The 21,111-nt window shown below is 74.3% G+C and carries 23 protein-coding genes; 10 read left to right on the top strand and 13 right to left on the bottom strand.

The genetic code is table 11. The features are described 5' to 3' along the window. Nucleotides 1–24: 24 nt before the first annotated feature. Together gad and ACMXGY_RS00585 are read right to left on the bottom strand one after the other, a co-directional pair. Nucleotides 25–1,395, bottom strand: coding sequence for a glutamate decarboxylase (gad, locus tag ACMXGY_RS00590; RefSeq protein ID WP_483774949.1), 1,371 nt, complete (start codon nt 1,393–1,395; stop codon nt 25–27). 57 nt (nt 1,396–1,452) lie between these two features. Beyond that, nucleotides 1,453–1,830: a hypothetical protein gene (locus ACMXGY_RS00585; protein WP_483774948.1), complete on the bottom strand. Its 378-nt coding sequence runs from the start codon at nt 1,828–1,830 to the stop codon at nt 1,453–1,455. Nucleotides 1,831–1,991: 161 nt separating this feature from the next. Here ACMXGY_RS00585 and ACMXGY_RS00580 point away from each other — a divergent pair, with 161 nt between their 5' ends. After that, nucleotides 1,992–3,158 (top strand): epoxide hydrolase family protein, encoded by a 1,167-nt coding sequence (locus ACMXGY_RS00580; protein WP_483774947.1) that lies wholly within the window; start codon nt 1,992–1,994, stop codon nt 3,156–3,158. A 68-nt stretch (nt 3,159–3,226) separates the two neighbouring features. Further along, on the top strand, nt 3,227–3,826 hold the full coding sequence (locus ACMXGY_RS00575; RefSeq protein WP_483774946.1) for a VanZ family protein: 600 nt from the start codon (nt 3,227–3,229) through the stop codon (nt 3,824–3,826). Between the two features lie 39 nt (nt 3,827–3,865). Here the strand turns inward: ACMXGY_RS00575 and ACMXGY_RS00570 are convergent, their stop codons facing one another. From ACMXGY_RS00570 to ACMXGY_RS00560, 3 genes are all read right to left on the bottom strand, one after another. Continuing rightward, nucleotides 3,866–6,100 (bottom strand): winged helix-turn-helix domain-containing protein, encoded by a 2,235-nt coding sequence (locus ACMXGY_RS00570; protein ID WP_483774945.1) that lies wholly within the window; start codon nt 6,098–6,100, stop codon nt 3,866–3,868. Nucleotides 6,101–6,150: 50 nt separating this feature from the next. Then, nucleotides 6,151–6,492 (bottom strand): carboxymuconolactone decarboxylase family protein, encoded by a 342-nt coding sequence (locus tag ACMXGY_RS00565; RefSeq protein WP_483774944.1) that lies wholly within the window; start codon nt 6,490–6,492, stop codon nt 6,151–6,153. Between the two features lie 97 nt (nt 6,493–6,589). Then, nucleotides 6,590–8,017: a hypothetical protein gene (locus ACMXGY_RS00560; protein WP_483774943.1), complete on the bottom strand. Its 1,428-nt coding sequence runs from the start codon at nt 8,015–8,017 to the stop codon at nt 6,590–6,592. Nucleotides 8,018–8,249: 232 nt separating this feature from the next. Between ACMXGY_RS00560 and ACMXGY_RS00555 the strand changes: the two genes are divergently transcribed. Beyond that, a complete protein-coding gene (locus tag ACMXGY_RS00555; protein ID WP_483774942.1) occupies nt 8,250–9,359 on the top strand; it encodes a YihY/virulence factor BrkB family protein in 1,110 nt (369 codons plus the stop codon). Between the two features lie 18 nt (nt 9,360–9,377). On the opposite strand, the gene ACMXGY_RS00550 is transcribed toward ACMXGY_RS00555, so the two are convergent. Together ACMXGY_RS00550 and ACMXGY_RS00545 are read right to left on the bottom strand one after the other, a co-directional pair. Continuing rightward, a complete protein-coding gene (locus tag ACMXGY_RS00550) occupies nt 9,378–10,346 on the bottom strand; it encodes a LacI family DNA-binding transcriptional regulator (RefSeq protein WP_483774941.1) in 969 nt (322 codons plus the stop codon). Between the two features lie 135 nt (nt 10,347–10,481). Then, a complete protein-coding gene (locus tag ACMXGY_RS00545) occupies nt 10,482–11,345 on the bottom strand; it encodes a DNA/RNA non-specific endonuclease (RefSeq protein WP_483774940.1) in 864 nt (287 codons plus the stop codon). Between the two features lie 96 nt (nt 11,346–11,441). Between ACMXGY_RS00545 and ACMXGY_RS00540 the strand changes: the two genes are divergently transcribed. Beyond that, a complete protein-coding gene (locus ACMXGY_RS00540; protein ID WP_483774939.1) occupies nt 11,442–12,323 on the top strand; it encodes an MBL fold metallo-hydrolase in 882 nt (293 codons plus the stop codon). A 16-nt stretch (nt 12,324–12,339) separates the two neighbouring features. Here the strand turns inward: ACMXGY_RS00540 and ACMXGY_RS00535 are convergent, their stop codons facing one another. Both ACMXGY_RS00535 and ACMXGY_RS00530 read right to left on the bottom strand, forming a co-directional pair. Beyond that, complete coding sequence (locus tag ACMXGY_RS00535) at nt 12,340–12,789, bottom strand: hypothetical protein (RefSeq protein ID WP_483774938.1); 450 nt, start codon at nt 12,787–12,789, stop codon at nt 12,340–12,342. Nucleotides 12,790–13,042: 253 nt separating this feature from the next. After that, complete coding sequence (locus tag ACMXGY_RS00530) at nt 13,043–13,696, bottom strand: LysE/ArgO family amino acid transporter (RefSeq protein WP_483774937.1); 654 nt, start codon at nt 13,694–13,696, stop codon at nt 13,043–13,045. Nucleotides 13,697–13,766: 70 nt separating this feature from the next. Here ACMXGY_RS00530 and ACMXGY_RS00525 point away from each other — a divergent pair, with 70 nt between their 5' ends. Beyond that, the gene (locus ACMXGY_RS00525; RefSeq protein WP_483774936.1) at nt 13,767–14,708 is read left to right on the top strand and encodes an ArgP/LysG family DNA-binding transcriptional regulator; all 942 of its coding nucleotides are present in this window, start codon (nt 13,767–13,769) and stop codon (nt 14,706–14,708) included. A 16-nt stretch (nt 14,709–14,724) separates the two neighbouring features. Here the strand turns inward: ACMXGY_RS00525 and ACMXGY_RS00520 are convergent, their stop codons facing one another. After that, entirely contained in the window at nt 14,725–15,141 is a 417-nt protein-coding gene (locus ACMXGY_RS00520; protein ID WP_483774935.1) for a VOC family protein, read from the bottom strand. A 62-nt stretch (nt 15,142–15,203) separates the two neighbouring features. Between ACMXGY_RS00520 and ACMXGY_RS00515 the strand changes: the two genes are divergently transcribed. Further along, nucleotides 15,204–15,845, top strand: a complete 642-nt coding sequence (locus ACMXGY_RS00515; RefSeq protein WP_483774934.1) for a putative glycolipid-binding domain-containing protein — start codon at nt 15,204–15,206, stop codon at nt 15,843–15,845. 86 nt (nt 15,846–15,931) lie between these two features. Here the strand turns inward: ACMXGY_RS00515 and arfB are convergent, their stop codons facing one another. Further along, nucleotides 15,932–16,369: an alternative ribosome rescue aminoacyl-tRNA hydrolase ArfB gene (gene arfB, locus ACMXGY_RS00510; protein WP_483774933.1), complete on the bottom strand. Its 438-nt coding sequence runs from the start codon at nt 16,367–16,369 to the stop codon at nt 15,932–15,934. A 102-nt stretch (nt 16,370–16,471) separates the two neighbouring features. Then, complete coding sequence (locus ACMXGY_RS00505) at nt 16,472–16,828, bottom strand: iron chaperone (protein WP_483774932.1); 357 nt, start codon at nt 16,826–16,828, stop codon at nt 16,472–16,474. Nucleotides 16,829–16,974: 146 nt separating this feature from the next. On the opposite strand from ACMXGY_RS00505, the gene ACMXGY_RS00500 reads away from it, so the two are divergent. Then, nucleotides 16,975–17,598 carry a superoxide dismutase gene (locus ACMXGY_RS00500; RefSeq protein ID WP_483773333.1) on the top strand — a complete coding sequence of 208 codons (624 nt, stop codon included), beginning with the start codon at nt 16,975–16,977 and terminating at the stop codon, nt 17,596–17,598. 206 nt (nt 17,599–17,804) lie between these two features. After that, entirely contained in the window at nt 17,805–18,881 is a 1,077-nt protein-coding gene (locus ACMXGY_RS00495) for a septum formation family protein (RefSeq protein ID WP_483774931.1), read from the top strand. 107 nt (nt 18,882–18,988) lie between these two features. On the opposite strand, the gene ACMXGY_RS00490 is transcribed toward ACMXGY_RS00495, so the two are convergent. Next, on the bottom strand, nt 18,989–19,699 hold the full coding sequence (locus ACMXGY_RS00490) for an iron-dependent transcriptional repressor DtxR (protein WP_483774930.1): 711 nt from the start codon (nt 19,697–19,699) through the stop codon (nt 18,989–18,991). A 121-nt stretch (nt 19,700–19,820) separates the two neighbouring features. Here ACMXGY_RS00490 and ACMXGY_RS00485 point away from each other — a divergent pair, with 121 nt between their 5' ends. Together ACMXGY_RS00485 and ACMXGY_RS00480 are read left to right on the top strand one after the other, a co-directional pair. After that, nucleotides 19,821–20,165: a PadR family transcriptional regulator gene (locus ACMXGY_RS00485; protein ID WP_483774929.1), complete on the top strand. Its 345-nt coding sequence runs from the start codon at nt 19,821–19,823 to the stop codon at nt 20,163–20,165. After that, nucleotides 20,162–21,103 (top strand): permease prefix domain 1-containing protein, encoded by a 942-nt coding sequence (locus tag ACMXGY_RS00480; protein WP_483774928.1) that lies wholly within the window; start codon nt 20,162–20,164, stop codon nt 21,101–21,103. The genes ACMXGY_RS00485 and ACMXGY_RS00480 overlap by 4 nt, the downstream gene beginning before the upstream one ends. The last annotated feature ends 8 nt before the right edge of the window (nt 21,104–21,111 follow it).

The raw sequence follows: 21,111 nt of genomic DNA, 5'->3' as shown, positions 1-21,111 counted from the left end.
GTCCCGCCTCGCTCCCCCGGGCCGTCAGTGGTGGAAGCCCGAACGAGCGCCCTCGGCCGGCATCGGCGAGGTCAGGCCGTCGAGCCACTCGGTCTCGATCCGGATGTCCTCCAGCAGGTCGTCGGCGAGGTCGCGGCTCACGCCGTTGCGCACGACGATCCGCTGCACCGTGACGTCCGGGAGGTCGTCGGGCATCGGGTACGCCGGGACCAGCCAGCCCTTCATGCGGAGCCGGTCGGAGAGGTGGTAGAGGTTCCAGTTCTCCGTGTGCCCCGCCTTGAGCTGCCACGCGAAGACGGGGATGTCGGAGCCGTCGTTCCACAGGTCGAACGCGCCGATCTGGGCGATGCCCTGCGCCAGGTGCTTGGCGACGTCCTGGCACTCCTGCTGGATCGCGGTGTACCCCTCCCGGCCGAGGCGCAGGAACTGGTAGTACTGCAGCAGCACCTGGGCGCCCGGGCGCGAGAAGTTCAGGGCGAGGGTCGGCATGTCGCCGCCGAGGTAGCTGACGCGGAAGATCAGCTCTTCCGGCAGCGCGTCCAGCGTGCGCCACACGACCCAGCCGACGCCCGGGTAGACGAGGCCGTACTTGTGGCCCGACGTGCTGATCGAGTGCACCCGCTCGAGGCGGAAGTCCCACTCGATCTCGGGCTGCAGGAAGGGAGCGATCATCGCGCCGGACGCCCCGTCGACGTGGATCGGCACGTCGTGGCCGGTCCGTGCCTGCAACGCGTCGAGCGCAGCGGCGATCTCCTTCACCGGCTCGTACATGCCCGTGTACGTCACGCCCATGATCGCGACGACGCCGATCGTGTTCTCGTCGACGTACTCGTCGACCGCGCTCGCGTCGAGGCAGGGGTGCTCCGCGGTGATCGGCACGTACCGCGGCTCCACCTCGAAGTAGTTGCAGAACTTCTCCCAGCACACCTGCACGGCCGAGCTCATGATGATGTTCGGACGCTCGGTCGACTTCCCGGCGGCGCGACGCGCGAGCTGCCACCGGCGCTTGAGGGCGAGCCCGCCGAGCATGCAGGCCTCGGACGAGCCGATCGTCGACGTGCCGATGCACGCCTGCACGTCCGGCACGTTCCACAGCGACGCGAGGATGCGCCAGCAGTTCTCCTCGATCGCCGCGGTGCGCGGGTACTCGTCCTTGTCGACCATGTTCTTGTCGTAGACCTCGGCGTAGAGCCGGTCCGCCTCGTCGCCCATCCACGTGGCGACGAACGTCGCGAGGTTGAGCCGCGAGTTGCCGTCGAGCATCACCTCGTCGTGCACGACCTGGTAGGCGGACGTCGGCTCCATCTCGCCGTCCGGCATCGTGAACCGGGGTGCGACGGACCGCACGCCGGCTCGGGTGTAGGTGGGTCGCAGGACGTGCTGGTCGTCGGTCATGCTTGTCCCTCCAGGCGCCGGTGACCCGGCTCGGTCGATGAGGTCGGCAGGTCGTCCTCAGGCGAGAGCCTTGGCCTTCAGCACGGCGAACTCCTGCTGGTCGATCGCTCCCGCGTCGAGCAGTGCCTTCGCGTCGGCGATCTGCGAGGTCGGCGAGGCCCCCGACACGTCCCGGATGTAGGCGTCGGTCGCCGACCGTGCGCTCGCGAGCCGTTCGGCGTTCCGTTCTGCCATGCCCTTGCCGCGCGCGACGAGGTAGACCAGCGCCGAGAGGAACGGCGCGAACACGAGCGCGACGAGCCACAGCGCCTTCCACCACCCGCTCAGGTGCCGGTCGCGGAACAGGTCCGCGATGATCTGGAAGAGGATCACGAGGTACATCACGAAGAAGAACCACCACACCATGAGCCAGAACCAGTCCCAGAACGTGTCCATGACCGTGCCTCTCCTGTCGGTCCGCCGTGCCCGGTCGGCGAGGATGCGGGCTCTGTGCGCCCCGAGCTCGTCGGGGCCTGTCCTCAGGCTTCCTCCGTGCGCCGGTCGCGTCCTCACACAAAACGCATGAAGTCACCGGGTCGGCGGCTAGCCTCGGGTGCATGGCGCACCGCGTGACCGACGTCGAGAGCTTCACGCCCCGGGTCCCGGACGAGGTGGTCGAGGACCTCCGCGCCCGCATCCGGGCGACACGCTGGGTCGACGCGCCGGCCGACGTCGGGTGGTCCGCGGGCGTCGACGTCACGTACCTGCGCGAGCTGCTCGCGTACTGGGCCGAGGAGTTCGACTTCGCCGCGCATCAGGCGCAGCTCGCCACGCTCCCCAGCCGGCGCGCGACCGTCGACGGGACGCGCGTCCACTTCCTCCACGCGCTCTCGACCGCGCGGCCCGACGACGCACCCCCGGTCCCGCTCCTGCTCGCCCACGGCTGGCCGGACTCCGCCTGGCGGTATCGCAAGGTCGTCCCGCTCCTGACGACGCCGGGCCCGGCCGGCGGCGGCGCAGGGCGACCGACCTTCGACCTCGTCGTCCCCGACATGCCCGGCTTCGGGTTCTCCGACGTCCCGTCCGGCCCCACGCCCGACAACCGCGTGGTCGCCGGGATGTGGGCCGAGCTCATGGCCGCCCTCGGCTACGAGCGGTTCGTCGTGGCCGGCGGCGACATGGGCAGCCACGTCGCCCGGTTCCTCGCGCTCGACTTCCCCGACCGGGTGATCGCCGTGCACCGCACCGACGCCGGGCTGCCCCTGCTCACGGGCGACCCGGAGTCGCTCACGCAGGAGGAGCGCGACTGGCTCGACGCGAGCGCGCGGTGGCGCGCCGCCGAGGGCGCCTATGCGGCGGTCCAGAGCACCAAGCCCCAGACGCTCGCGGTCGGCCTCGCGGACTCCCCCGCCGGCCTCGCGGCGTGGGTCGTCGAGAAGCTGCGGTCGTGGAGCGACTGCGGCGGCGACCTGGAGTCGGTGTACACGCGCGACGAGGTCCTCGCCCTCCTCACCGAGCACTGGGTGGCCGGGAACGTCGGGGCCGGCGTCCGCGCGTACCGGGCAAACGCCGCGATCCCCCGCGAGCAGCTCGCGCGCCACGTCGACGTGCCGTCGGGGTTCTCCGTGTTCGCCGGCGACGTCGTGCGGCCGCCCCGCGCGTGGCTCGACCGTGTGGCGAACACCGTGTACGCCACCGAGCCACCCCGCGGCGGCCACTTCGCCCCGTTCGAGCAGCCCGAGAGCTACGCCCACGAGCTGCGGTCCTTCTTCGGCCGGTTCTAGCGGGCGTCCAGGCCGGCCGACCTGTCGAGCGCGCCCGGGGACCCGGCACGCTCACTACCCTGGAGCGCATGGCGGAGACCCCCACGCACCTCGGCTCTCCCGAGGTCGAGCAGCGCGAGGACCTCACGGCCGAGCGCCCGGCGAGCGAGCGCGCCGACGTCGGCCGGACGGCGGCGCGCGTCGTCCTCGGGCTCTACGTGCTGGCGCTCTCGTGGGTGATCCTGCTCAAGATGCACGTCAGCGACTTCGGAGACCTGTCCGGGCGCCGGTCGCTGAACCTCGTGCCGTTCGGCGGCACGGGCGACCTGGACGGGCTCGGCTCCCGAGAGCTCGCCGTCAACCTGCTCGTGTTCGTCCCGCTCGGCGTGCTGGTCTACCTGGCGGCACGACGACGCAGCCTCTGGAGGCTGATCCTGCCGGTCGTCGGCGTGGCGCTGGCGTTCGAGGTGGTCCAGTACGCCTTCGGCATCGGCGCCAGCGACATCACCGACGTCCTCACCAACACCGCGGGGGGCCTGTGCGGTCTGGGCATCGCCTGGTTCGGCTTCCGCCTCCTCGGCAGCCGGGCTCGACTGTGGCTCCTGGGGGGACTGGTCGTCACCCTGCTCGCACTGGCCGCCGGGTTCGTCGCCTGGTTGCAGGTGACCGGGGTGCGGTTCCGGCTGTAGCGCCCGACCTGAGAGCCACGAGCGCGGCAGATCGCCCTGCTAGTCCCCGAGCAGGCCGAGCGCGACCGCACGCTCGACGGCAGCGCCCCGGGTCGTCGCACCGAGCTTGCGGTAGATCGCGCCGACCTGGGTGCTCACGGTGTTCCGGGAGACGAACAGCCGACGGCCGATCTCCGCCATCGTGAGGTGCGTCTGGAGGTACGGCAGCAGCCGCAGCTCGGCCGGGGTGAGGGGTGGCGCGCCGCGCGACGCGGCGACGGTCTCCAGACGCTCCCGGAACGCCGCGACCTCCTGCCCGAGCAACCCGACGCGGGGGCGGCGGCGGAGCAGCTCCGCCGCCTCGGCGGCGAGGTGCAGCGCCGTGGTGCGGTCCCCGAGCATCGTGCTCGCGTACCCGAGCTGGAGCCGCACGCGCAGCGCGAGGAACGGCAGGACGTACGTGCACGGGACCCGTGCACGCATCCCGCGGGCGAGGAGCTTCTCGGCCAGGGTGCGCTCGCCGCGGTGCGCGGCGACGCGGGCGCGCACCGCGAGGGCGAGCGCCGTCGTCGAGTAGCCCTCCATGTGATGGGCGTCGACGGTCTCGACCGCCGCGCGCGCGTGCTGCTCCGCCTCGGCCCAGCGACCCTCCTCGACGGCGAGGATCGCGAGCTCGGCCTCGCTGAGGAGGACCGAGTCCGGGTTGCCCGCCGCCCGCCCGCACTCCACGGCCTCGACGAAGGCGTCGCGGGCGGCGTCGACGTCACCCAGGAGCAGGTGCGCCGACCCGAGCAGGTGCAGCGCCTGGTCTCGCCACGGGCTCCACGCGGGCTCGTGCGCGACCGCGAAGCGCGCGCAAGCGAGAGCCTGCTCCGGCCCGTCGGCGCACATGGCCGCCCGGACCTGGCAACGGGCCGACTCGAGCGCGACGCGGCGGTCGTCCGAAAGCCCTTCCACGTCGAACCCCTCGAGCGCCGCTGCCCACCGCTCGGCCCCCCGGACGTGGCCGAGGAGCAGGTCCTTCCACACGGCGACGACGACGAGCTCGGGGAAGGCCTCGACGACGGCGTCGCCGAGCGTGGCGAGCCAGCGCGTGACCACGGCGACCCCGCCGTCCTGGTACGTCGGCAGCGCGAGCCCCGCGACGATGACGGCCGCCTCCTCGACGTCGCCCGCGGCCAGCAGGTGCTCCACCGCCCGCGCCTGGATCCCCTCCTCGACGTACCAGGCGGCGGCGCGCCGGTGCAGCGCAGCGACGGAGTCGTGCTCGGCACGCTCCAGCTCGGCCAGGAGGAACTCCCGGAACAGCGCGTGGTAGCGGTACCAGCCCCGACGGTGGTCCAGCGGGACGAGGAACAGGTGGGCGTCCTCGAGCTCGCGCAGGCGTGCCGTCGCGTCGGTGGTGCCGAGCACCACGTCGCACGTCGCGGCCGACAGCACGTCGAGCACCGCCGTCCCCCGCAGGAAGTGCTGGGTCTCCGGCGACAGCGTGGCCATGCACTCCCGGTAGAGATAGTCGGCGACGAACCGGTCCGTCCCCGTGAGGGACGACGCGTCCTCGCCGTCGCGCACGAGCAGTGCGCAGAGGAAGACGCCGGTCGCCCAGCCCTCGCACCGCTCGACGACGGCGGCGAGGTCGTCCTGCGCGTCGACCCCGGCGGTGCGGAAGATCTGGCGCGCCCCGTCGACGTCCACGCGCAGGTCGTCGGGCCCGATCTCGAAGAGGTCTCCCTCGACGCGCCGCCGTGCCTCGTGGCCCTGGGCGTGGCGGCTCGCGACGACGACCTGCGAACCCGGTGGGACGCCACCGAGCACGATCTCGAGCGCGTCCTGGCAGGCGACGGAGCCGGCCTCGTGCAGGTCGTCGACGAACAGCACGAACGGCGTGCCCGTGCGCGCCAGCGCCGAGGCGAGGAGCGGCGCAGACCGTCCGAGCATCGTGGGCCCCGTGCCGCGCATCTCGGCGGCCACGGCCGCGACCTCGGGCGAGACGGGGGCGCACGCGAGGGCGAGGAGGGTGAGCAGGTCCGCAGGGTCGTCGTCGAGCCGGTCGACGCTCGCCCACGCCACTGCGCGGTCCTCGACGCTCGCCCACTCCGCGAGCATCGTCGTCTTGCCGTAGCCCGGCGGCGCCGTCACCCCGACGATGCGGGCGCCGGCGCCCCGCGCTCGCTCGACGAGCGCGCGCCGGGACACCGCACCCGGGCGGGGCGCCGGCGGCACGGTCTTGCCCACCAGCAGTGCCGTGCTCAGGTCCGGTCGCGCGGTGACCGCTTGACGGCTCCCGTCGGACACGTTCGAAGCCTAGGAGCGGCCCGCGGGGCCCTCAACAGGAGCGCGGCAAATCACCCGCCGGGTGGGGGGCCGTCCAGGTCGTCCCAACCCTCGACCGGCTCCAGCCCGAGCGCGAGCCCGATCCGTGGCGCGGCCGCCACCACGGTCGGCAGGCCGACGACCGGCACGAGCGCGGCGAGGACGTCCACGACCTCCTCGGCACCGACGCCAGCGGCGATCGCGGCGTCGACCTCCGCCCCGTAGGTCGGGTCCGACGCGCCGACGGCGACGACGGCCGCGAGCCGGACCAGGGCACGTTCGCGCGGGGAGAGCGCCTCGCTCTCGAGGCTGCGGCCGTCGTCGATCCGGACGTCGTTGATCGTCAGCCGCCGGAGCAGCTCCGCATGGTCCACGCCGACCTCCCACCCTCCCGCCGAGCGCCCGGGCGACGTCCCGCCCCTGTCCTGGTCGCGGTCCTCGGCCGCGGGGGCCGACGGCCGCGCGCGGCACTCATCCCGTCCTCGCCCCGACGGGCCGCTCCGCCTCGTCCGGGTCCGGCTCCTCGTGCGGAGCGGGCCGCTCCAGGAGGCGCAGCACCACGAGGACCAGGCCCGCCACGACCGCGGTCCCGACGACGAGCGCGGGCGTCGGCTGCGCCGCCAGCAGCAGGACCAGCGCGGCGAGCGCGAGGACGCCCACCCGGACGGCACGACCGTGACGGCCGAGCCACGTCCCCACGCGGCCCGTGGAGACGCCGCGGTCCTCCGCCCGGGTGCGCAGCCGGTCCATGCCCGAGGCGACGCCACGACGCAGGGCGCGCGCCGAGTCGCTCCCCCCGCCGAGATAGGCCGCGAGCGCCACGACGAGGCCGAGCACCCCGACCGTGCGCAGGGTGCCGCGCAGGAACGACACGAGCTGGTCGAACACGACCTCCGCGGCGTCGAGGCGCAGGACCTGACCCGTGAGCACGTCGAGGTAGAGCCCACGGGCGACCGCGAGGCCGGCGCCGAGGGCCACCATCGCGAGCGCGAGCGCGAGCCCGGCGCCCAGCAGGGCACGCAGCGGTCGCACGGCGATCAGCACGCCCGCCGCGTACAGGCCGAGCACGACCCAGGGCAGCCAGGTGCCCAGCGCGACCACCTGCGCGTACCGGTTCTGCACCTCGACGAGCTGGGTCGTCTGCGCGAGGGTGAACGACGCCTCGACGCTCGGGATGTTCTCCGCGGCGTCGAGCCCACGCGCCACGAGGCGTTCCTTGAGCAGGTCGATCACCCCGGAGAGCTGGATCGTGAGCTGACCGTCCTGCCCCACCTGCAGCACCTCGCCGTCCGCGCCCTGCAGCACCTGGACGAGCTGGCGGTGCGCGACCCGGTTGGCCTCGGTCCAGGCGGACGCGAACTCGGGGCTGCTGACGACGCGGTCCGCCGTCTCGCGGACGAACGACTCGACGCCGCTCGTCAGGGGCGCCTCGAGCGCGCCGAGCGCAGCGGTCGCCCGGGGGGCGAGGTCGCGGTCCTCGAGCCTGCCCTGGAGCTCGCCGACCGCGTCCTGGACGAGCGTGGCGACGTCGAGCCGGGTCATCACCTCCTGCGTGATGCGCCCGGCGACGGCGGACTGCACCACGGGGTCCTGGGCCAGGGGCGCGACCGTCGCGACGTAGCGGTCCGTGTCCGTGAGGACCCGCTCGGCCCATGCCCCGACCACCGCCAGCGGCGCGAGGAGCGTCGCGAGGACGAGGCAGCACACGGCCGCGACGGTGCGCCCGGGACGGCGGCCGGTGGACGGACGCGCGGGCGCCGAGGGCCCGGGTCCGGGCGGTTCCGGACGCTCGGCGACGAGCCGCCGCAGCTGCGCGTTCTCGCGCTCCAGCGCGGCGAGGCGCGCGGCGACGTCGTCCGGCACCGGGTCCCCCGGTGCTGTGGGTGGTGCAGCGGCCATGGCTCCTCCGACGTCGCAGCGGCGAACCCTCCCCCGCCAGCATGCCGACATCGGATGACGATGTCGTCATGCAGAACGCGTGACCCGCCGGGTGGGGCACCTCTCGCCCGACCACCGCACCGCTCGTCGGTTGCGAGCACGCGCGTGCCCACGGAACCTGGAAGCGGTCCGGGACAGGGCCGCCGCGACCGCCACGGCCGCGGCCGTCAGGGCGCCGACCGAGGAGGAACCCATGACCGCCAGCACCGGACGCCACGCGCCCGACGCCGAGCCCGCGCCCCGTCGGGACCCGGACACCCGGGCCGAGCGAGCGCCGCACCCGGACGACGAGCGCAAGCCGAGCTCACCCTCCGAGCTGCACAAGCCGTCGTGGGGCTTCGCGCTCAAGGGCGCTGTCCGGGAGTTCATGGACGACCAGTGCACCGACCTCGCCGCCGCGCTCACGTACTACGCGGTGCTGGCCGCGGCGCCTGCGCTGCTGGCGCTCGTGTCGGTCCTCGGCCTCGTCGGCGACGGCGAGAAGGCCGTCAACGCCGTGATGTCGAGCGTCGAGGGCATCGTCCCGGAGGACACGCTGCAGACCGTCGAGCCGCTCGTCGAGAACGCCGCCGACGCCCCGCGGGCGGGATTCGCCCTGGTCATCGGTCTCGTGCTGGCGCTCTGGTCGGCCTCCGGCTACGTCGGTGCGTTCGGCCGCACGATGAACCGGATCTACGAGGTCGAGGAGGGTCGCCCGATCTGGAAGCTGCGCCCCGTGATGCTGGGCGTGACCGTGATCGTCGTCCTCCTCGCCGGTCTGGTCGTGGGGAGCCTCGTGCTCTCCGGGCCGATCGCGCGCCAGGTGGGCGAGCTCGTGGGCCTGGGCGACACCGCGATCGCGGTGTGGCAGATCGCCAAGTGGCCGGTGGCGCTCCTGCTCGTCGTGATCGTCATCGCGCTGCTGTACCACCTGACGCCGAACGTGAAGCAGCCCAAGTTCCGGTGGGTCAGCCCCGGGGCGATGCTCGCGATCGTCGTGTGGGCCGTCGCGTCCGCGGGCTTCGGCTTCTACGTCTCGAACTTCGGCAGCTACGGCGCGACGTACGGCACGCTCGCGGGTGTCATCGTCTTCCTGCTGTGGCTGTGGATCACCAATCTCGCCCTCCTGCTCGGCGCCCAGCTCGACGCCGAGCTCGAGCGCTCGCGCGAGCTGCAGGGCGGCCTCGCCGCCGAGGAGCAGCTCCAGCTCCCGCCGCGCGACACGCGCGCGAGCGACAAGAAGGCGGCCAAGCGCGAGAAGGCCGTCGAGCAGGCGCGCGCGCTCCGCGACAGCAACGGGCGCACCACGTCGCCCGAGGAGTGACGGGGCACCGCGCCGAGGTCAGGTGGTCCCGCGCCGCACGACGACGGACGGGAACCTCTCGTCGCCGTCGCGACGGCGTCCCAGGAGAGCCGCCGTCGCGGCGGCCGCGATCTGCTCGACGGGGTGGGTCGCCGTCGTCAGGCCGGGCCCGGCCTGCTCGGCGAAGGGCTGGTCGTCGAACCCGGTGACGGCGACGTCGTCGGGCACGCGGACGCCGTCCTCCGCGAGGGCGCGCAGGGCGCCCACCGCGAGGGTGTCGCTCATCGCGACGAGCGCGTCCGCCGTCGGCCAGCGCCGCCGGGCCTCGCGCGCGGCGTCCGCGCCGGCCGCTGCGGTGAGGTCCGCGGCGACCACGCGTGCGGGGATCCCGGCGGCGTCCACGACGGCGGCGTACGCCTCGACGGCGCGCTGCGCGCCGGGGAGCCAGCGCGGGCCGGCGAGCATGACGACGGCGCGGCGCCCCTCGGCGAGGACGTGCTCGACGAGCGCGGTGATCCCCGCGGCGGCGTCGACGTCGTACGACGGCACCCGACCGTCGGCGGGACCGATCGCCGCCACGCGCGACGCGAGCTCGCGCGGGACGTGGGTGAGGACGTCGGCCGAGTAGTCGACGAGCAGGACCCCGCCCACGCCCGGGTCGCGGGCGAGCCGTCGCAGCTCCTCCCGCGGGTCGCGCCCGAGCCAGCGCAGCGCCACGCCGACGCCCTGGGTGTCGGCGGCACGGCTCGCCGCCGCGACGACGCGTGCGACGTAGGGGTCCGCGAGCAGGTCCGCCGACGGCGACCCGACGGCGACGACGATGCGCTCGCCCCGGCCGCTCGCGAGCGCCCTGGCCCCCGGGTGCGGGACGTACCCGAGCCGCTCGACGGCGGCGAGGACCGCCCGGCGCGCCTCGTCCGAGACCGGGCCGTCGCCGCGGATGACGCGCGACGCCGTCGACCGCGAGACGCGGGCGGCCGCGGCGACGTCGTCGAGCGTGGTGGACATGTCGATCTCCCGGGCGTGGACCGTGTCGGCGGTGACGGGCGGCGCCCGGAGACCCCACGCTATCCCGACGACCCGGCGCGGTGGAAGCGTTCCCACGCCTGTGTCGCGTCCGAAGTGCCCCCGCGTCGCCGCACGTCAGCGCAGGACGACGTCCGAGGGGGCGCGCAGCTCCGTCCACGCGCGTCGCTCCGGCCCGGCCGGCGGGGCCGGCGACGGCACGGGGCCGGTCGGCGGCAGGACGTCGGCCGCGACGAGCGGCCCGAGGTCGAGGCCGGTGAGCGCCTCGACCTCGCCGACCGGCACCTGGAACGTGCGGAAAGGGCCGAGCGGCGGGACCTCGCCGGCCGCGAGCGCCCGCGCGTCCGCGGCGCGCAGGTCGATCCCGTCGAGCTGGGGGGTCTGGTCCAGCACGAAAGCCGTCGCGGCGAGCCGCGGCGCGGCGTCGGTCGGGCTCGTCGGCCGTGCCCACGCGGCGACCTTCCAGAACAGCCGGGGGATCCCGACGCCGCGGTACACGGGATCGCCGGGCGCGAGGACCGGCCCGGTGAGCACGACGAGGCGCTGCCGCCCGGCCTCGGCGTGGTCGAGCACGTGGTCCTCGAGCCCGTTCCACAGCTCCTTCGACTGGTTGAACTGCGCGGCCTGCGGCGCCGCGTTGGGATAGGCGAACGTCTCGGTGTTCGCTCGGCGGGCGTCGGCCAGGTCACCCCACACCGGGTCGCGGCGCCGCACGAGGTGCCCGCGGTCGAGGTCGTTGCGCGCGTACAGCTCGGGCCCCGCCTGCTCGGACGCGGGGACCCGCGGGTCGAGGTGCCAGTCGTCGCCGCGCGGGACCTCGCGCAGGAGCGCACCGTCGACGTCGACCACCGTGGCGGCGGCGAGCCGGCGCTCCGGGTCGAGCTGGACGGTGAAGTGGGTGGACGGCAGCTCGCGCAGGGTGCGGGTCGAGCGAGGCAGGGGGACGGGGACGCCGAGGAAGTCGGGATCGTGGCCGGTCACGGGACGAGCCAACCACAGGCTCGCCGGGGTGGCCGCCGGGTGCGCGGCGCCGGCGCCCTCTTCCCGGGCGTGGGTGGGGAGAGGTAGACATCTGCCATGACGACGACGCCGCCCCCCTCCCAGCCCTCCCCCGCGCCGGCCGGTCACGAGCCCGTCGCCGACGCGGCGTGGTGGATCTGCCGCACGTGCGCCGTCGAGCACGCGACGCGGCCCGACGTGTGCGCGATCTGCGACGACGAGCGCCAGTGGGTGCCCGCGACCGGCCAGGCCTGGACGACGCTCGCGGAGCTCGCCGCGGCGGGCGAGCGCATCGTGGTGACGGAGCTCGAGCCGGACCTGTTCGGCGTGTCGAGCGAGCCGAGCGTGGGGATCGGGCAGCAGTCCAAGATCGTGCGCACGCCGGCCGGCAACCTCCTGTGGGACCCGCCCGGCTACCTCGACGGCGACGCCGTCGCCCAGGTCCTCGCGCTCGGCCCGGTCGTCGCGATCGCCGCGAGCCACCCGCACATGTTCGGTGTGCAGGTCGAGTGGAGCCGTGCGCTCGGCGGCGTCCCCGTCCTCGTCGCGGAGGCCGACGCGCACTGGGTCGCGCGCCCCGACGCGGTGATCGAGACGTGGACGGGCGAGCGCGAGGTGCTGCCCGGCGTCGTGCTGTCGCAGCCCGGCGGGCACTTTCCCGGGAGCGCCGTCGTGCACTGGGCCGCCGGGGCGGAGGGCCGCGGTGTGCTCCTGTCCGGGGACACGATCTTCGCCAACCCGGACCGCACGTCCGTGAGCTTCATGCGGTCCTACCCCAACCGCATCCCCCTCTCGGGCGCCGTCGTGCTGAGGGTCGCCGAGCACGTCGCGCGGCGACCGTTCGAGCGGCTCTACAACAACTTCGAGGGCGTCATCCCGGCCGACGCGCGCGAGGTCGTGCTGCGCTCGGCCGAGCGCCACGCGGCGTGGGTGCGCGGGGACTTCGACCACCTCACCTGAGCGCCGCGGCGCCCCGTCAGCGGGCGACGGGCAGGACGACGTCCCCGTCCTTCGTCACGACCGTCACCGGGGCGTCGTGCGGGAGCTGCGGGACGACGACGACGCTCGTCGAGGGCGCGACGTCGAGCGTGCACGGGTAGTGGTCGGTGCCCTCGCGGCGCCCGAAGCGGAACGTGATCGACCGATCCTCCTCGTCCCACGTGTAGTCGACGGGGGTCAGCGGGCACGAGCTCGAGCCGACGGTCACGACGTTCACCGTCCGGGGCTCGGCGCCGCGGGCGTACCCGACGCCGGGCGACTCCGGGTCGACCTGCGGACGCAGGTCGCCGCCCTCGGCCGGGAGGCCGAGGTAGGTGACGTCCGCGATCGACGGGTCGGTCGGCGTGGGGGCGGCCGCGCACGCCGCGACGGCGCTCAGGACGACGACGGCGGCGCTCGCCAGGACCGCACGGTCATGGGCACGCATGGGAACCTCCTGTCGGGGCGGCCACGTGGCCCGGGCCCCTGCCCGGAACCGGCCGACGTCCTCACGCTCGCGCTGAGACGTCCCGCGGCGCATCGGACGTGCGGGCACGGTTCGAGGTCGCCGGCGCCTCAGTGCGGCGGCGGCATGCCTCAGCCGGGCATCGCGAGGGCCTGAGGTGGTCGGCGCCGGCCCTGAGGCGGGGGCGGGCCGCGCCGTCTCAGGCGCCGGTTCAGGCGCCGGTTCAGGAGCCGGTTCAGGAGCCCAGGAGCAGCGACACTCCGATCGCCGCCATGACGACGGCGATCGCGCCGTCGAGCACGCGCCACGCGACCGGGCGCGCGAACACCGGCGCGAGCAGCCGCGCGCCGAAGCCGAGCGCGGTGAACCAGACGACGCTCGCGACCATGGCGCCGGCGCCGAAGAGCCAGCGCGCGGCGTCGGGCTCGAGTACGCCCGGGCTGCCCGTGTGGGCGGCCGCGTAGCCCGCGGCGAGGGTGCCGAGCAGGAGGACGGTGTCGAGGTAGACGTGGGGGTTGAGCCAGGTCAGCGCGAGGGACGTCCCGACGGCGGCGCGCGCCGAGGACGCGCCCGTGCCCGCGGCGGGGTCGAGCCCGGCGGGCCGCAGCGCACGTCGGGCCGCCACCGCGGCGAGAGCCAGCAGGAACGCACCGCCTCCCCACCTGACGGCCGTGAGGAGTGCCGGCGCACCCGTGACGAGCGCGCCGAGCCCCGCCGTGCCCGCGGCGATGAGGACGAGGTCCGACACGGCGCAGACCACGACGACCGGCAGGACGTGCTCGCGGCGCAGCCCCTGTCGCAGGACGAACGCGTTCTGCGCGCCGATGGCGACGATGAGCGACAGCCCGGCACCGAGGCCGGCGGCGAGGGGCGAGAGCGAGGCGAGCACGACGTCCACGCTAGGCGCGGACCGATGATGAAGTACAGCGAAAGATTCTGCTCCTCCGTAAGATGCGCTCATGGTCGATCTGCAGCCCGATCAGCTCCGCGCGCTCGAGGCGATCGCCGCGACGGGAACGTTCGACGCCGCCGCGCGGGAGCTCGGCGTCACGCCCTCCGCGGTGAGCCAGCGCATGCGCGCGCTCGAGTCCGCGGTGGGGCAGGTCCTCGTGCGGCGGGGTCGTCCGGCGACCCTCACCTCGCCCGGTCAGGTGCTCGTGCGGCACGCGCGGCACCTCGCGCTCCAGCAGGCCGACGTGCTCGCGGAGCTGGGCGTCGGCGGTACCGGGCGGCAGGCGGTCGGCACGCACGGCGGGGGCGACGACGGCGCGGACGGGCCGCTGCCCGAGATCACGCTCGTCGTGTCGGGCGACGCGATGACGACCTGGGCGCTGCCGGCTCTCGTCGAGGCGTCGGCGTGGGCGCGGCTCGACGTGCTGCGCGAGGACGAGGAGCACTCGATCGGGCTCCTGCGCGACGGGACGGCCGTCGCCGCGGTGTCCTCGGTCGCCGAGGCCGTGCCCGGGTGCCGCTCGACGCTGCTCGGGCAGATGCGCTACCGGCCGATGGCGAGCCCCGCGTTCGTGGAGCGCTGGTTCCCCGGCGGTCCGACGCCCGCGGCGCTCGGCCGCGCGCCCGTGCTCGCGTTCGACCGCAAGGACGACCTGCAGGAGCGCTACCTGCGCCTGCGGGCCGGGTCGGGCCGGCCGGCGCTCGACCCGCCGCGCCACTTCGTCCCCGCGTCGAACGAGTTCCGCCGGGCGATCGAGCTCGGCATGGGTTGGGGCATGCTCCCCGACCTGCAGAGCGCAGCGGCCGAGCGTGCGGGCCGGGTCGTCGGGTTCGACGACGCGCGCGCCGTCGACGTGCCGCAGCACTGGCAGCAGTGGCGGCTCCACTCGACGTCGCTCGACCGGCTCGCGGCCGCCGTCGCCCGCGCTGCCCGCGCGGCGCTCACCTGACCGGCCCGCGGGCCCGTCAGCCGGCGGCCTCGGCGAGCTCCGCGTCGCTGCGCAGGATGCAGAACTCGTTGCCCTCCGGGTCGGCGAGGACGACCCAGCCCGCACCGTCGGGCGTGCGGCGGTCGGCGACCTGGGTCGCGCCGAGCGCGAGCACGCGCTCGACCTCCTCCTCGCGCGTCCGGTCGGTCGGCCGCAGGTCGAGGTGGACGCGGTTCTTGAGCTGCTTGTCGTCGGGAACCTCGACGAACAGCAGGTGGCCGCGGCTCTCGAGGGGCGTCGTCGCGTCGTCCGGCGGGATGATCATGCACTCCTCGTGGCCGGGGAGGTTGGGGTCGCCGGGCACGTCGGTGTACCCGAGCACCTGGGCCCAGAAGACGGACTGCGCGTAGGAGTCGCGCGCGTCGAACGTGGTGTGCGAGATGCGAGACGTCATGACGGCGACACTGCCATGCGCTCGCCGCGCGGGCACCGCCTTTTCGACTCAGACTGACCGTCGTGAGCGCTGTGACGAGGCAGGTCGCGTGGACGGGGTGGGACGACGACCCGGACCGCCTCGAGGCGGCCACCGTCACGTTCGACCGTGACCGGCTGTCGGCGCTCGGGACGTCGCGCGCGACGGGGTACGCGACGGCGTGGGCACTGCGGACCGGACCCGGCTGGGTCACCGAGCACCTCGACATCTCGGTCCGCGCGCTGGGTCGGTCCGGGGGCTGGTCACGACACCTCGAGCTCTTCCGGGAGCCCGACGGCGCGTGGCACGCCGACGTGAGCGAGTCCGGCGCGGCGCCGGAGGGCCTGGCGGCGCCGGGGATCGACGACCCCGGCTCCCTCGCCGGCGCGCTCGACTGCGACGTCGCGCTGTGCCCGGTGACCAACACCATGCCGATCCTGCGCCTCGGTCTGCTGGGGGACAGCCCGCCACCGGGCGAGACCGCGTTCGTCATGGCGTGGGTCGAGCTGCCGTCGCTGCGCGTGCTGCGCAGCGACCAGGTCTACGCCGCGCGAGCACCGCTCGACCCGGCGACGGGTCACGGTGCCGTGACCTACACGAGCGCCACGCGTGACTTCACCGCCGACCTCACGGTCGACGCCGACGGGCTCGTCGTCGACTACCCGGAGCTCGCGCGACGCCTCTGACTCCCGCCGAGCACGACGTTGCTGTCGTTCTCGAGGCGATGACGACAGCAACCTCGGGCTCGACCGTGAGGAGCCTCGTGCTCGAGTCAGTCCTGCGGGGGCCGGCGGAGACGCTTGACGTCGGTCCGTCGCTTCTTCGCGCCGATCCGCCGCTCGACGGACCCTCGGGTCGGGCGGGTCGCACGACGCGGCGGACCGGGCGGAGCCAGGGCGTCGGCGACGAGCACGGCGAGCCGGGTGCGGGCCGCCGCGCGGTTGCGCCGCTGCTCGCGGTGCTCGGACGCGGCGACCGTCAGGACCCCGCCGACGAGCCGTCGTCCGAGCCGCTCGACGAGGCGCTCCCGCTGCGCGTCGGTCAGTGTCCCCGACCCGACGACGTCCCACGACAGCTCGACGCGCGAGTCCGTCGTGTTGACGCCCTGGCCGCCCGGGCCGGACGACCGGGAGAACCGCCAGGACAGCTCTGACTCCGGGACGACCAGGGCGGGCGTCACGCGCAGGCCGGGGCGGGCGTCGTCGGGCATCCGCCCATCGTGCCCGACGGCGCACGTGCGGCCCAGCGAGATCGTCGCGATTCGGCGCGCCCCCGGGTCCGTGGCGGCTTGGCCGTCGCACGCGATGAACGGTCAGCGGTCGAGCTGCGCGTCGATCTCCTCGACACGCCGCCGGACGAGGTCGCGCACGACGTCGTCCGGGAGCGGCTGGTCGGCGGAGAACCGGATCGTCCCCTTGGCGTGGGAGAAGCCGTCGAGCCGGGACTCGACCGCCGTCACCGCCGCGGGGCTGAACGGGTAGACCGCGAGGTGCTTCGCCGACGCCATCGCGCTCAGCAGCGCCTTGCCGCGGTGCAGGAGTGCCGGCATCCCGTAGCTGGTGCCCTCGGTCGCGTCCGGCGCGACGTCGCGCGCGACCTCGACCACCCGCGCGAGCGCCGTGCGGTCCGGCTCGTCCACGCCGGCGAGATACTCGGTGACGGTCCCCATCGCTCCATCGTCGCGCCGCCGTGGACGCATCGCGCGTCGAGCGAGGCGCGCGTCCGACCTGCAAGATCACAGTGCGCCCACCTTGACCTCAACCGTGGTCGAGGTCCTAGCGTGGCGGTACACCGACGGAAGGAACCTGAGGAACCATGCCTGTCTACACTCTCCCCGAGCTGTCGTACGACTACGGTGCGCTCGAGCCGCACATCTCCGGGCGGATCATGGAGCTGCACCACTCCAAGCACCACCAGGCCTACGTCACCGGCGCCAACACCGCCCTCGAGAAGCTCGCCGAGGCCCGCGAGACCGGCGACTTCGCCGCGATCAACCTCCACGAGAAGAACCTCGCGTTCAACCTCGGCGGCCACGTCAACCACTCCGCCTTCTGGACCAACCTCTCCCCCGAGGGCGGCGGCGAGCCCACCGGCGAGATCGGCGCCGCGATCGACGAGAACTTCGGCTCCTTCGACGCGTTCAAGAAGCAGTTCGCCGCCGTCGCCGCCGGCGTCCAGGGCTCCGGCTGGGCCATCCTCGCCTGGGACTCCATCGGGCAGAAGCTCATCACCGTCCAGCTCTACGACCAGCAGGGCAACATCGCCCTCGGCCTGACCCCCATCGTCCTGCTCGACGTCTGGGAGCACGCCTACTACCTCGACTACCAGAACGTGCGCGCCGACTACGTCACCGCCTGGTGGAACCTGGTCAACTGGTCCGACGCCGAGGCCCGCCTCCAGCGCGCCAAGACCCAGACCGCAGGCCTCATCGTCGCCTGACACCCCGCCTCCCGAGACACCCGCACCGCCGGACCCCGGTCCGCGCACCCGTCGACGTCACGATCGGTGCGCAGGCCGGGGTTCGGCGCGTCCGGGGCCCTCCCGGACGTCGGTGCGCTTGTGGTACACATACGCACGTCGCACCGACGTCACGGCCCTCGGGACCTGCGTCCGCGCACCCCTCCCGACGACGAGCCGAGGCCCCTGTGACCGCACCCGACCCCGACCGCCCTCCCCTGCCACAGGGCCCGGCGACCCCGCCTCCGGGGATCCCGCAGCCCGATCCCTACGCACCGGCTCCCCCGGCGGGCTCGTTCACCCCGCCCGGCGGCCCGGCACCGTCCCCCACCGCGCCGCAGCCGTCGTACGCGGCCCCCGCACCGCCGTCGTACGGGCCTCCCCCGACGCCAGGCACTCCGCCAGGACCCTACGGCTCCGCGCCCGGCGCACCGCGGCCGCCGTACGGCGCCGCGCCCGGCTCGCCGTACGCCACCGGCGCGCCGGGAACCGGCGGGGTCCCGCCGCGTCCCCCGTCGACGAACGTCGGCTGGGTCGTCGCCGCGTTCATCCTGTGCTGGCCGCTCGCCATCCCGGCGCTCCTCGCGTCGCAGCGCGCGTCCGGCGCGCTCCGCGCCGGCCGGCTCGACGAGACCCGGCACGAGGCCGGCCGCGCGCGCTCATGGGGGATCGCCGCCGTCGTGACCGGCTCGGTGCTCGCGGTCGGCTGGATCGTCGCGCTCGTGGTCGCGGTGAGCGCCGGCATGTTCGCAGCGACGACGACGTCCGGCCCGAGCGACCTCGCCGACCCGTCCGGGACGGTGACCGAGGAGCCAGGCGACGATCTCGCGTCCGAGCCGACGACGGAGGAGACGACCGAGCCCGAGGCGACGCAGCCGGAGGAGCCGGCCGCCGCCGCGCCCGTCGACAAGCACGTCGCCGAGCTCGCGGTGGGCGACTGCTTCGACGGCGACGCCCTGGGCGAGAACGTCTTCACGGTCCCGGTGACCACGTGCGAGGGGGAGCACCGGTCCGAGGTCTACGCCGTGACGACGCTGGCCGACGGCCAGTTCCCCGGGGACGAGCAGATCCACGTCATGGCGGACGAGTACTGCACGCAGGAGTTCGAGCGGTTCGTCGGGCTCACCTACGACGACTCGGAGCTCTACCTCTGGTGGTTCCCGCCGGGCAAGCAGAACTGGGTGGCGGGCGACCGCACGGTCCAGTGCATCATCGAGCCGTACGAGGGCACGGTCTCGGGGACCCTGGCGGGCGCCGCGCGCTGACGACGCCCACGGACCCCGGATCCGACGCCGAACCCGGGGTTGCGTGTCGATCGACGGCCTGATCGGCACGCAACCCCGGGCTCGGCACGTCGGGTCTTGGTCCCGGGTCAGTCCGCCGTCACGAAGAGGTGGCGCGCGACGTCGTCGGGCAGGTCGAGGACCGTCGGGGCGCCCTCGCCGGACACGGTGACGACGCCGGCGCCGACCGCCACGACGAGCACCTGCCGCGGGAAGATCCCGGCCTCGGCGAAGCGCGCGAGCAGCTCGACGTCGACCTGGACCGGCTCGGCGATGCGCTGCAGGACGACGCGCGCCTGGTCACCGGCCCGTACGCCGTGGGCTGCGAGGTGCCGCGGCAGCGACACGACGCCGTCGAGGTACTCGACCTCGGGCAGCTCCTCCCCCAGCTCTCGCAGGCCCGGGATCGGGTTGCCGTAGGGGTCGTGCGCGGGGTGGTCGAGGAGCGCGACGAGGCGCTGCTCGACGCGGTCGCTCATCACGTGCTCCCAGCGGCACGCCTCGGTGTGCACCTGCTCCCAGTCGAGCTTGATGACGTCGGTGAGGAGCCGCTCGGCGAGACGGTGCTTGCGCATGACGCGCACGGCGGTCTGCTGGCCCGCGGCGGTGAGCTCGAGCTGGCGGTCGCCGCCGACGACGACGAGGCCGTCACGCTCCATGCGCGCCACGGTCTGGGAGACGGTCGGGCCCGAGTGTCCGAGGCGCTCGGCGATCCGCGCGCGCAGCGGGGGGATCCCCTCTTCCTGCAGCTCGTAGATCGACTTCAGGTACATCTCGGTGGTGTCGATCAGGTCGGTCACGGAAGCCTCCCGGCACAGGTACGACGCACGCATTCTGGAACCGTTCAAGTCTAGCCACCATGCGCGGGCACAATGGTGTGCCTCTTGCGCATACTGTGCGACGCACACTATGGTGTGACGCATGACCGATCCAGAGATCGTCGCGGGGCACAGCCAGGAGGTGCGGCGCGGCTCCGTCGTCGTCGCGAGCCTCCTCATGCTGCGGACCCCCGGCTACGGCTACGGGCTGCTCGAGGCCCTCGCCGCCGCCGACCTGCCCGTGGACGCCAACACGCTGTACCCGCTCCTGCGCCGCCTCGAGAAGCAGGGCCTCCTCGTCAGCGAGTGGAACACCGACGAGGCCCGGCCGCGCAAGTTCTACCGGACCTCGCCCGCCGGCGACGAGCTCGCCCGCACCTTGCTCGGGGAGTGGACCTCCCTCGCGCAGAGCCTGCAGACCATCAACTCCCAGGAAGGCACGTCATGACGCTCACCGACCGCTACGTCGCCGCGACCCTCCGCAGCGTCCCCGCGGACCAGCACGCGGACCTCGAGCAGGAGCTGCGCGCGTCCGTCGCCGACGCGGTCGAGGCCAAGATCGAGTCCGGCACCGACCCGCAGGAGGCGGAGACGGACGTGCTCAACGACCTCGGCGATCCCGACCGGCTCGCCGCCGACCTCGCCGGCCGGCCGCTCTACCTCATCGGCCCGGCGCTCTACCTCGACTGGCTGCGCCTCCTCAAGGTGCTGCTCTGGTTCAGCCTCGTCCCCGGGGCCGTCGTCCTCACGGTCGACCTCGTCGACGGCGACCCCGTCGGCTCCGCGATCTGGGCAGGCCTGTGGACGGCCGCGACCGTCGCGCTGCAGATCGCGTTCTGGACCACCCTCGTGTTCGTGGTCATGGAACGCACCGGCACGAGGCCGGGCGACCTCACCGGCCCCTGGACCGTCGACCGCCTGCCGACCGAACGGCCCCGGCGCGAGGTCTCGCTCGTCGACACGGTCGCGTCGGTGGGGCTGCTCGTGCTGGTCGCCGCAGCGCTCCTGCTGCAGCCCACGGTCTCGTGGTTCCACGAGACCGACGGCACCGCGATCCCCGTGCTGCACCCGGATCTGTGGCCCGCCTGGATCGTCGCACTCCTGGCGATCGTCGCGGTCGACATCGTGCTCACGATCGTCACCTACGTCCGCGGCCGGTGGACCGTCGGCCTCGCCGTCGTCAACACGCTCACCGCGACGCTGTTCGCCGGCGCGGTCGTGTGGCTCGCGAACGCCGACCGCCTCGTCAACCCGGCGTTCCTCGAGGCCTCCGGCGGCGACTCCCTGACGTGGCTCTCGAACGGGATCATCGCGGTGACCGTCGTCATCGCCGTCTGGGACGTCGTGGACGTCTGGGTCAAGGCCCTGCGCGGACGCCGCGCCTAGGCTGACCC

The organism is Cellulosimicrobium sp. G4 BAM 1002 (assembly GCF_057126935.1).
This window is presented reverse-complemented; position numbering and strand designations above follow the sequence as displayed.

Bases quoted from the DNA above. Each gene is read 5' to 3' on its own strand.
- ACMXGY_RS00585 (WP_483774948.1), bottom strand. From the start codon at position 1,830: ATGGACACGTTCTGGGACTGGTTCTGGCTCATGGTGTGGTGGTTCTTC.
- ACMXGY_RS00485 (WP_483774929.1), top strand. From the start codon at position 19,821: ATGACCGATCCAGAGATCGTCGCGGGGCACAGCCAGGAGGTGCGGCGC.
- ACMXGY_RS00500 (WP_483773333.1), top strand. From the start codon at position 16,975: ATGCCTGTCTACACTCTCCCCGAGCTGTCGTACGACTACGGTGCGCTC.
- ACMXGY_RS00555 (WP_483774942.1), top strand. From the start codon at position 8,250: ATGACCGCCAGCACCGGACGCCACGCGCCCGACGCCGAGCCCGCGCCC.
- ACMXGY_RS00535 (WP_483774938.1), bottom strand. From the start codon at position 12,789: ATGCGTGCCCATGACCGTGCGGTCCTGGCGAGCGCCGCCGTCGTCGTC.
- ACMXGY_RS00560 (WP_483774943.1), bottom strand. From the start codon at position 8,017: ATGGCCGCTGCACCACCCACAGCACCGGGGGACCCGGTGCCGGACGAC.
- ACMXGY_RS00505 (WP_483774932.1), bottom strand. From the start codon at position 16,828: ATGGGGACCGTCACCGAGTATCTCGCCGGCGTGGACGAGCCGGACCGC.
- ACMXGY_RS00520 (WP_483774935.1), bottom strand. From the start codon at position 15,141: ATGACGTCTCGCATCTCGCACACCACGTTCGACGCGCGCGACTCCTAC.
- ACMXGY_RS00525 (WP_483774936.1), top strand. From the start codon at position 13,767: ATGGTCGATCTGCAGCCCGATCAGCTCCGCGCGCTCGAGGCGATCGCC.
- ACMXGY_RS00480 (WP_483774928.1), top strand. From the start codon at position 20,162: ATGACGCTCACCGACCGCTACGTCGCCGCGACCCTCCGCAGCGTCCCC.
- ACMXGY_RS00550 (WP_483774941.1), bottom strand. From the start codon at position 10,346: ATGTCCACCACGCTCGACGACGTCGCCGCGGCCGCCCGCGTCTCGCGG.
- ACMXGY_RS00540 (WP_483774939.1), top strand. From the start codon at position 11,442: ATGACGACGACGCCGCCCCCCTCCCAGCCCTCCCCCGCGCCGGCCGGT.
- arfB (WP_483774933.1), bottom strand. From the start codon at position 16,369: ATGCCCGACGACGCCCGCCCCGGCCTGCGCGTGACGCCCGCCCTGGTC.
- ACMXGY_RS00575 (WP_483774946.1), top strand. From the start codon at position 3,227: ATGGCGGAGACCCCCACGCACCTCGGCTCTCCCGAGGTCGAGCAGCGC.
- gad (WP_483774949.1), bottom strand. From the start codon at position 1,395: ATGACCGACGACCAGCACGTCCTGCGACCCACCTACACCCGAGCCGGC.
- ACMXGY_RS00580 (WP_483774947.1), top strand. From the start codon at position 1,992: ATGGCGCACCGCGTGACCGACGTCGAGAGCTTCACGCCCCGGGTCCCG.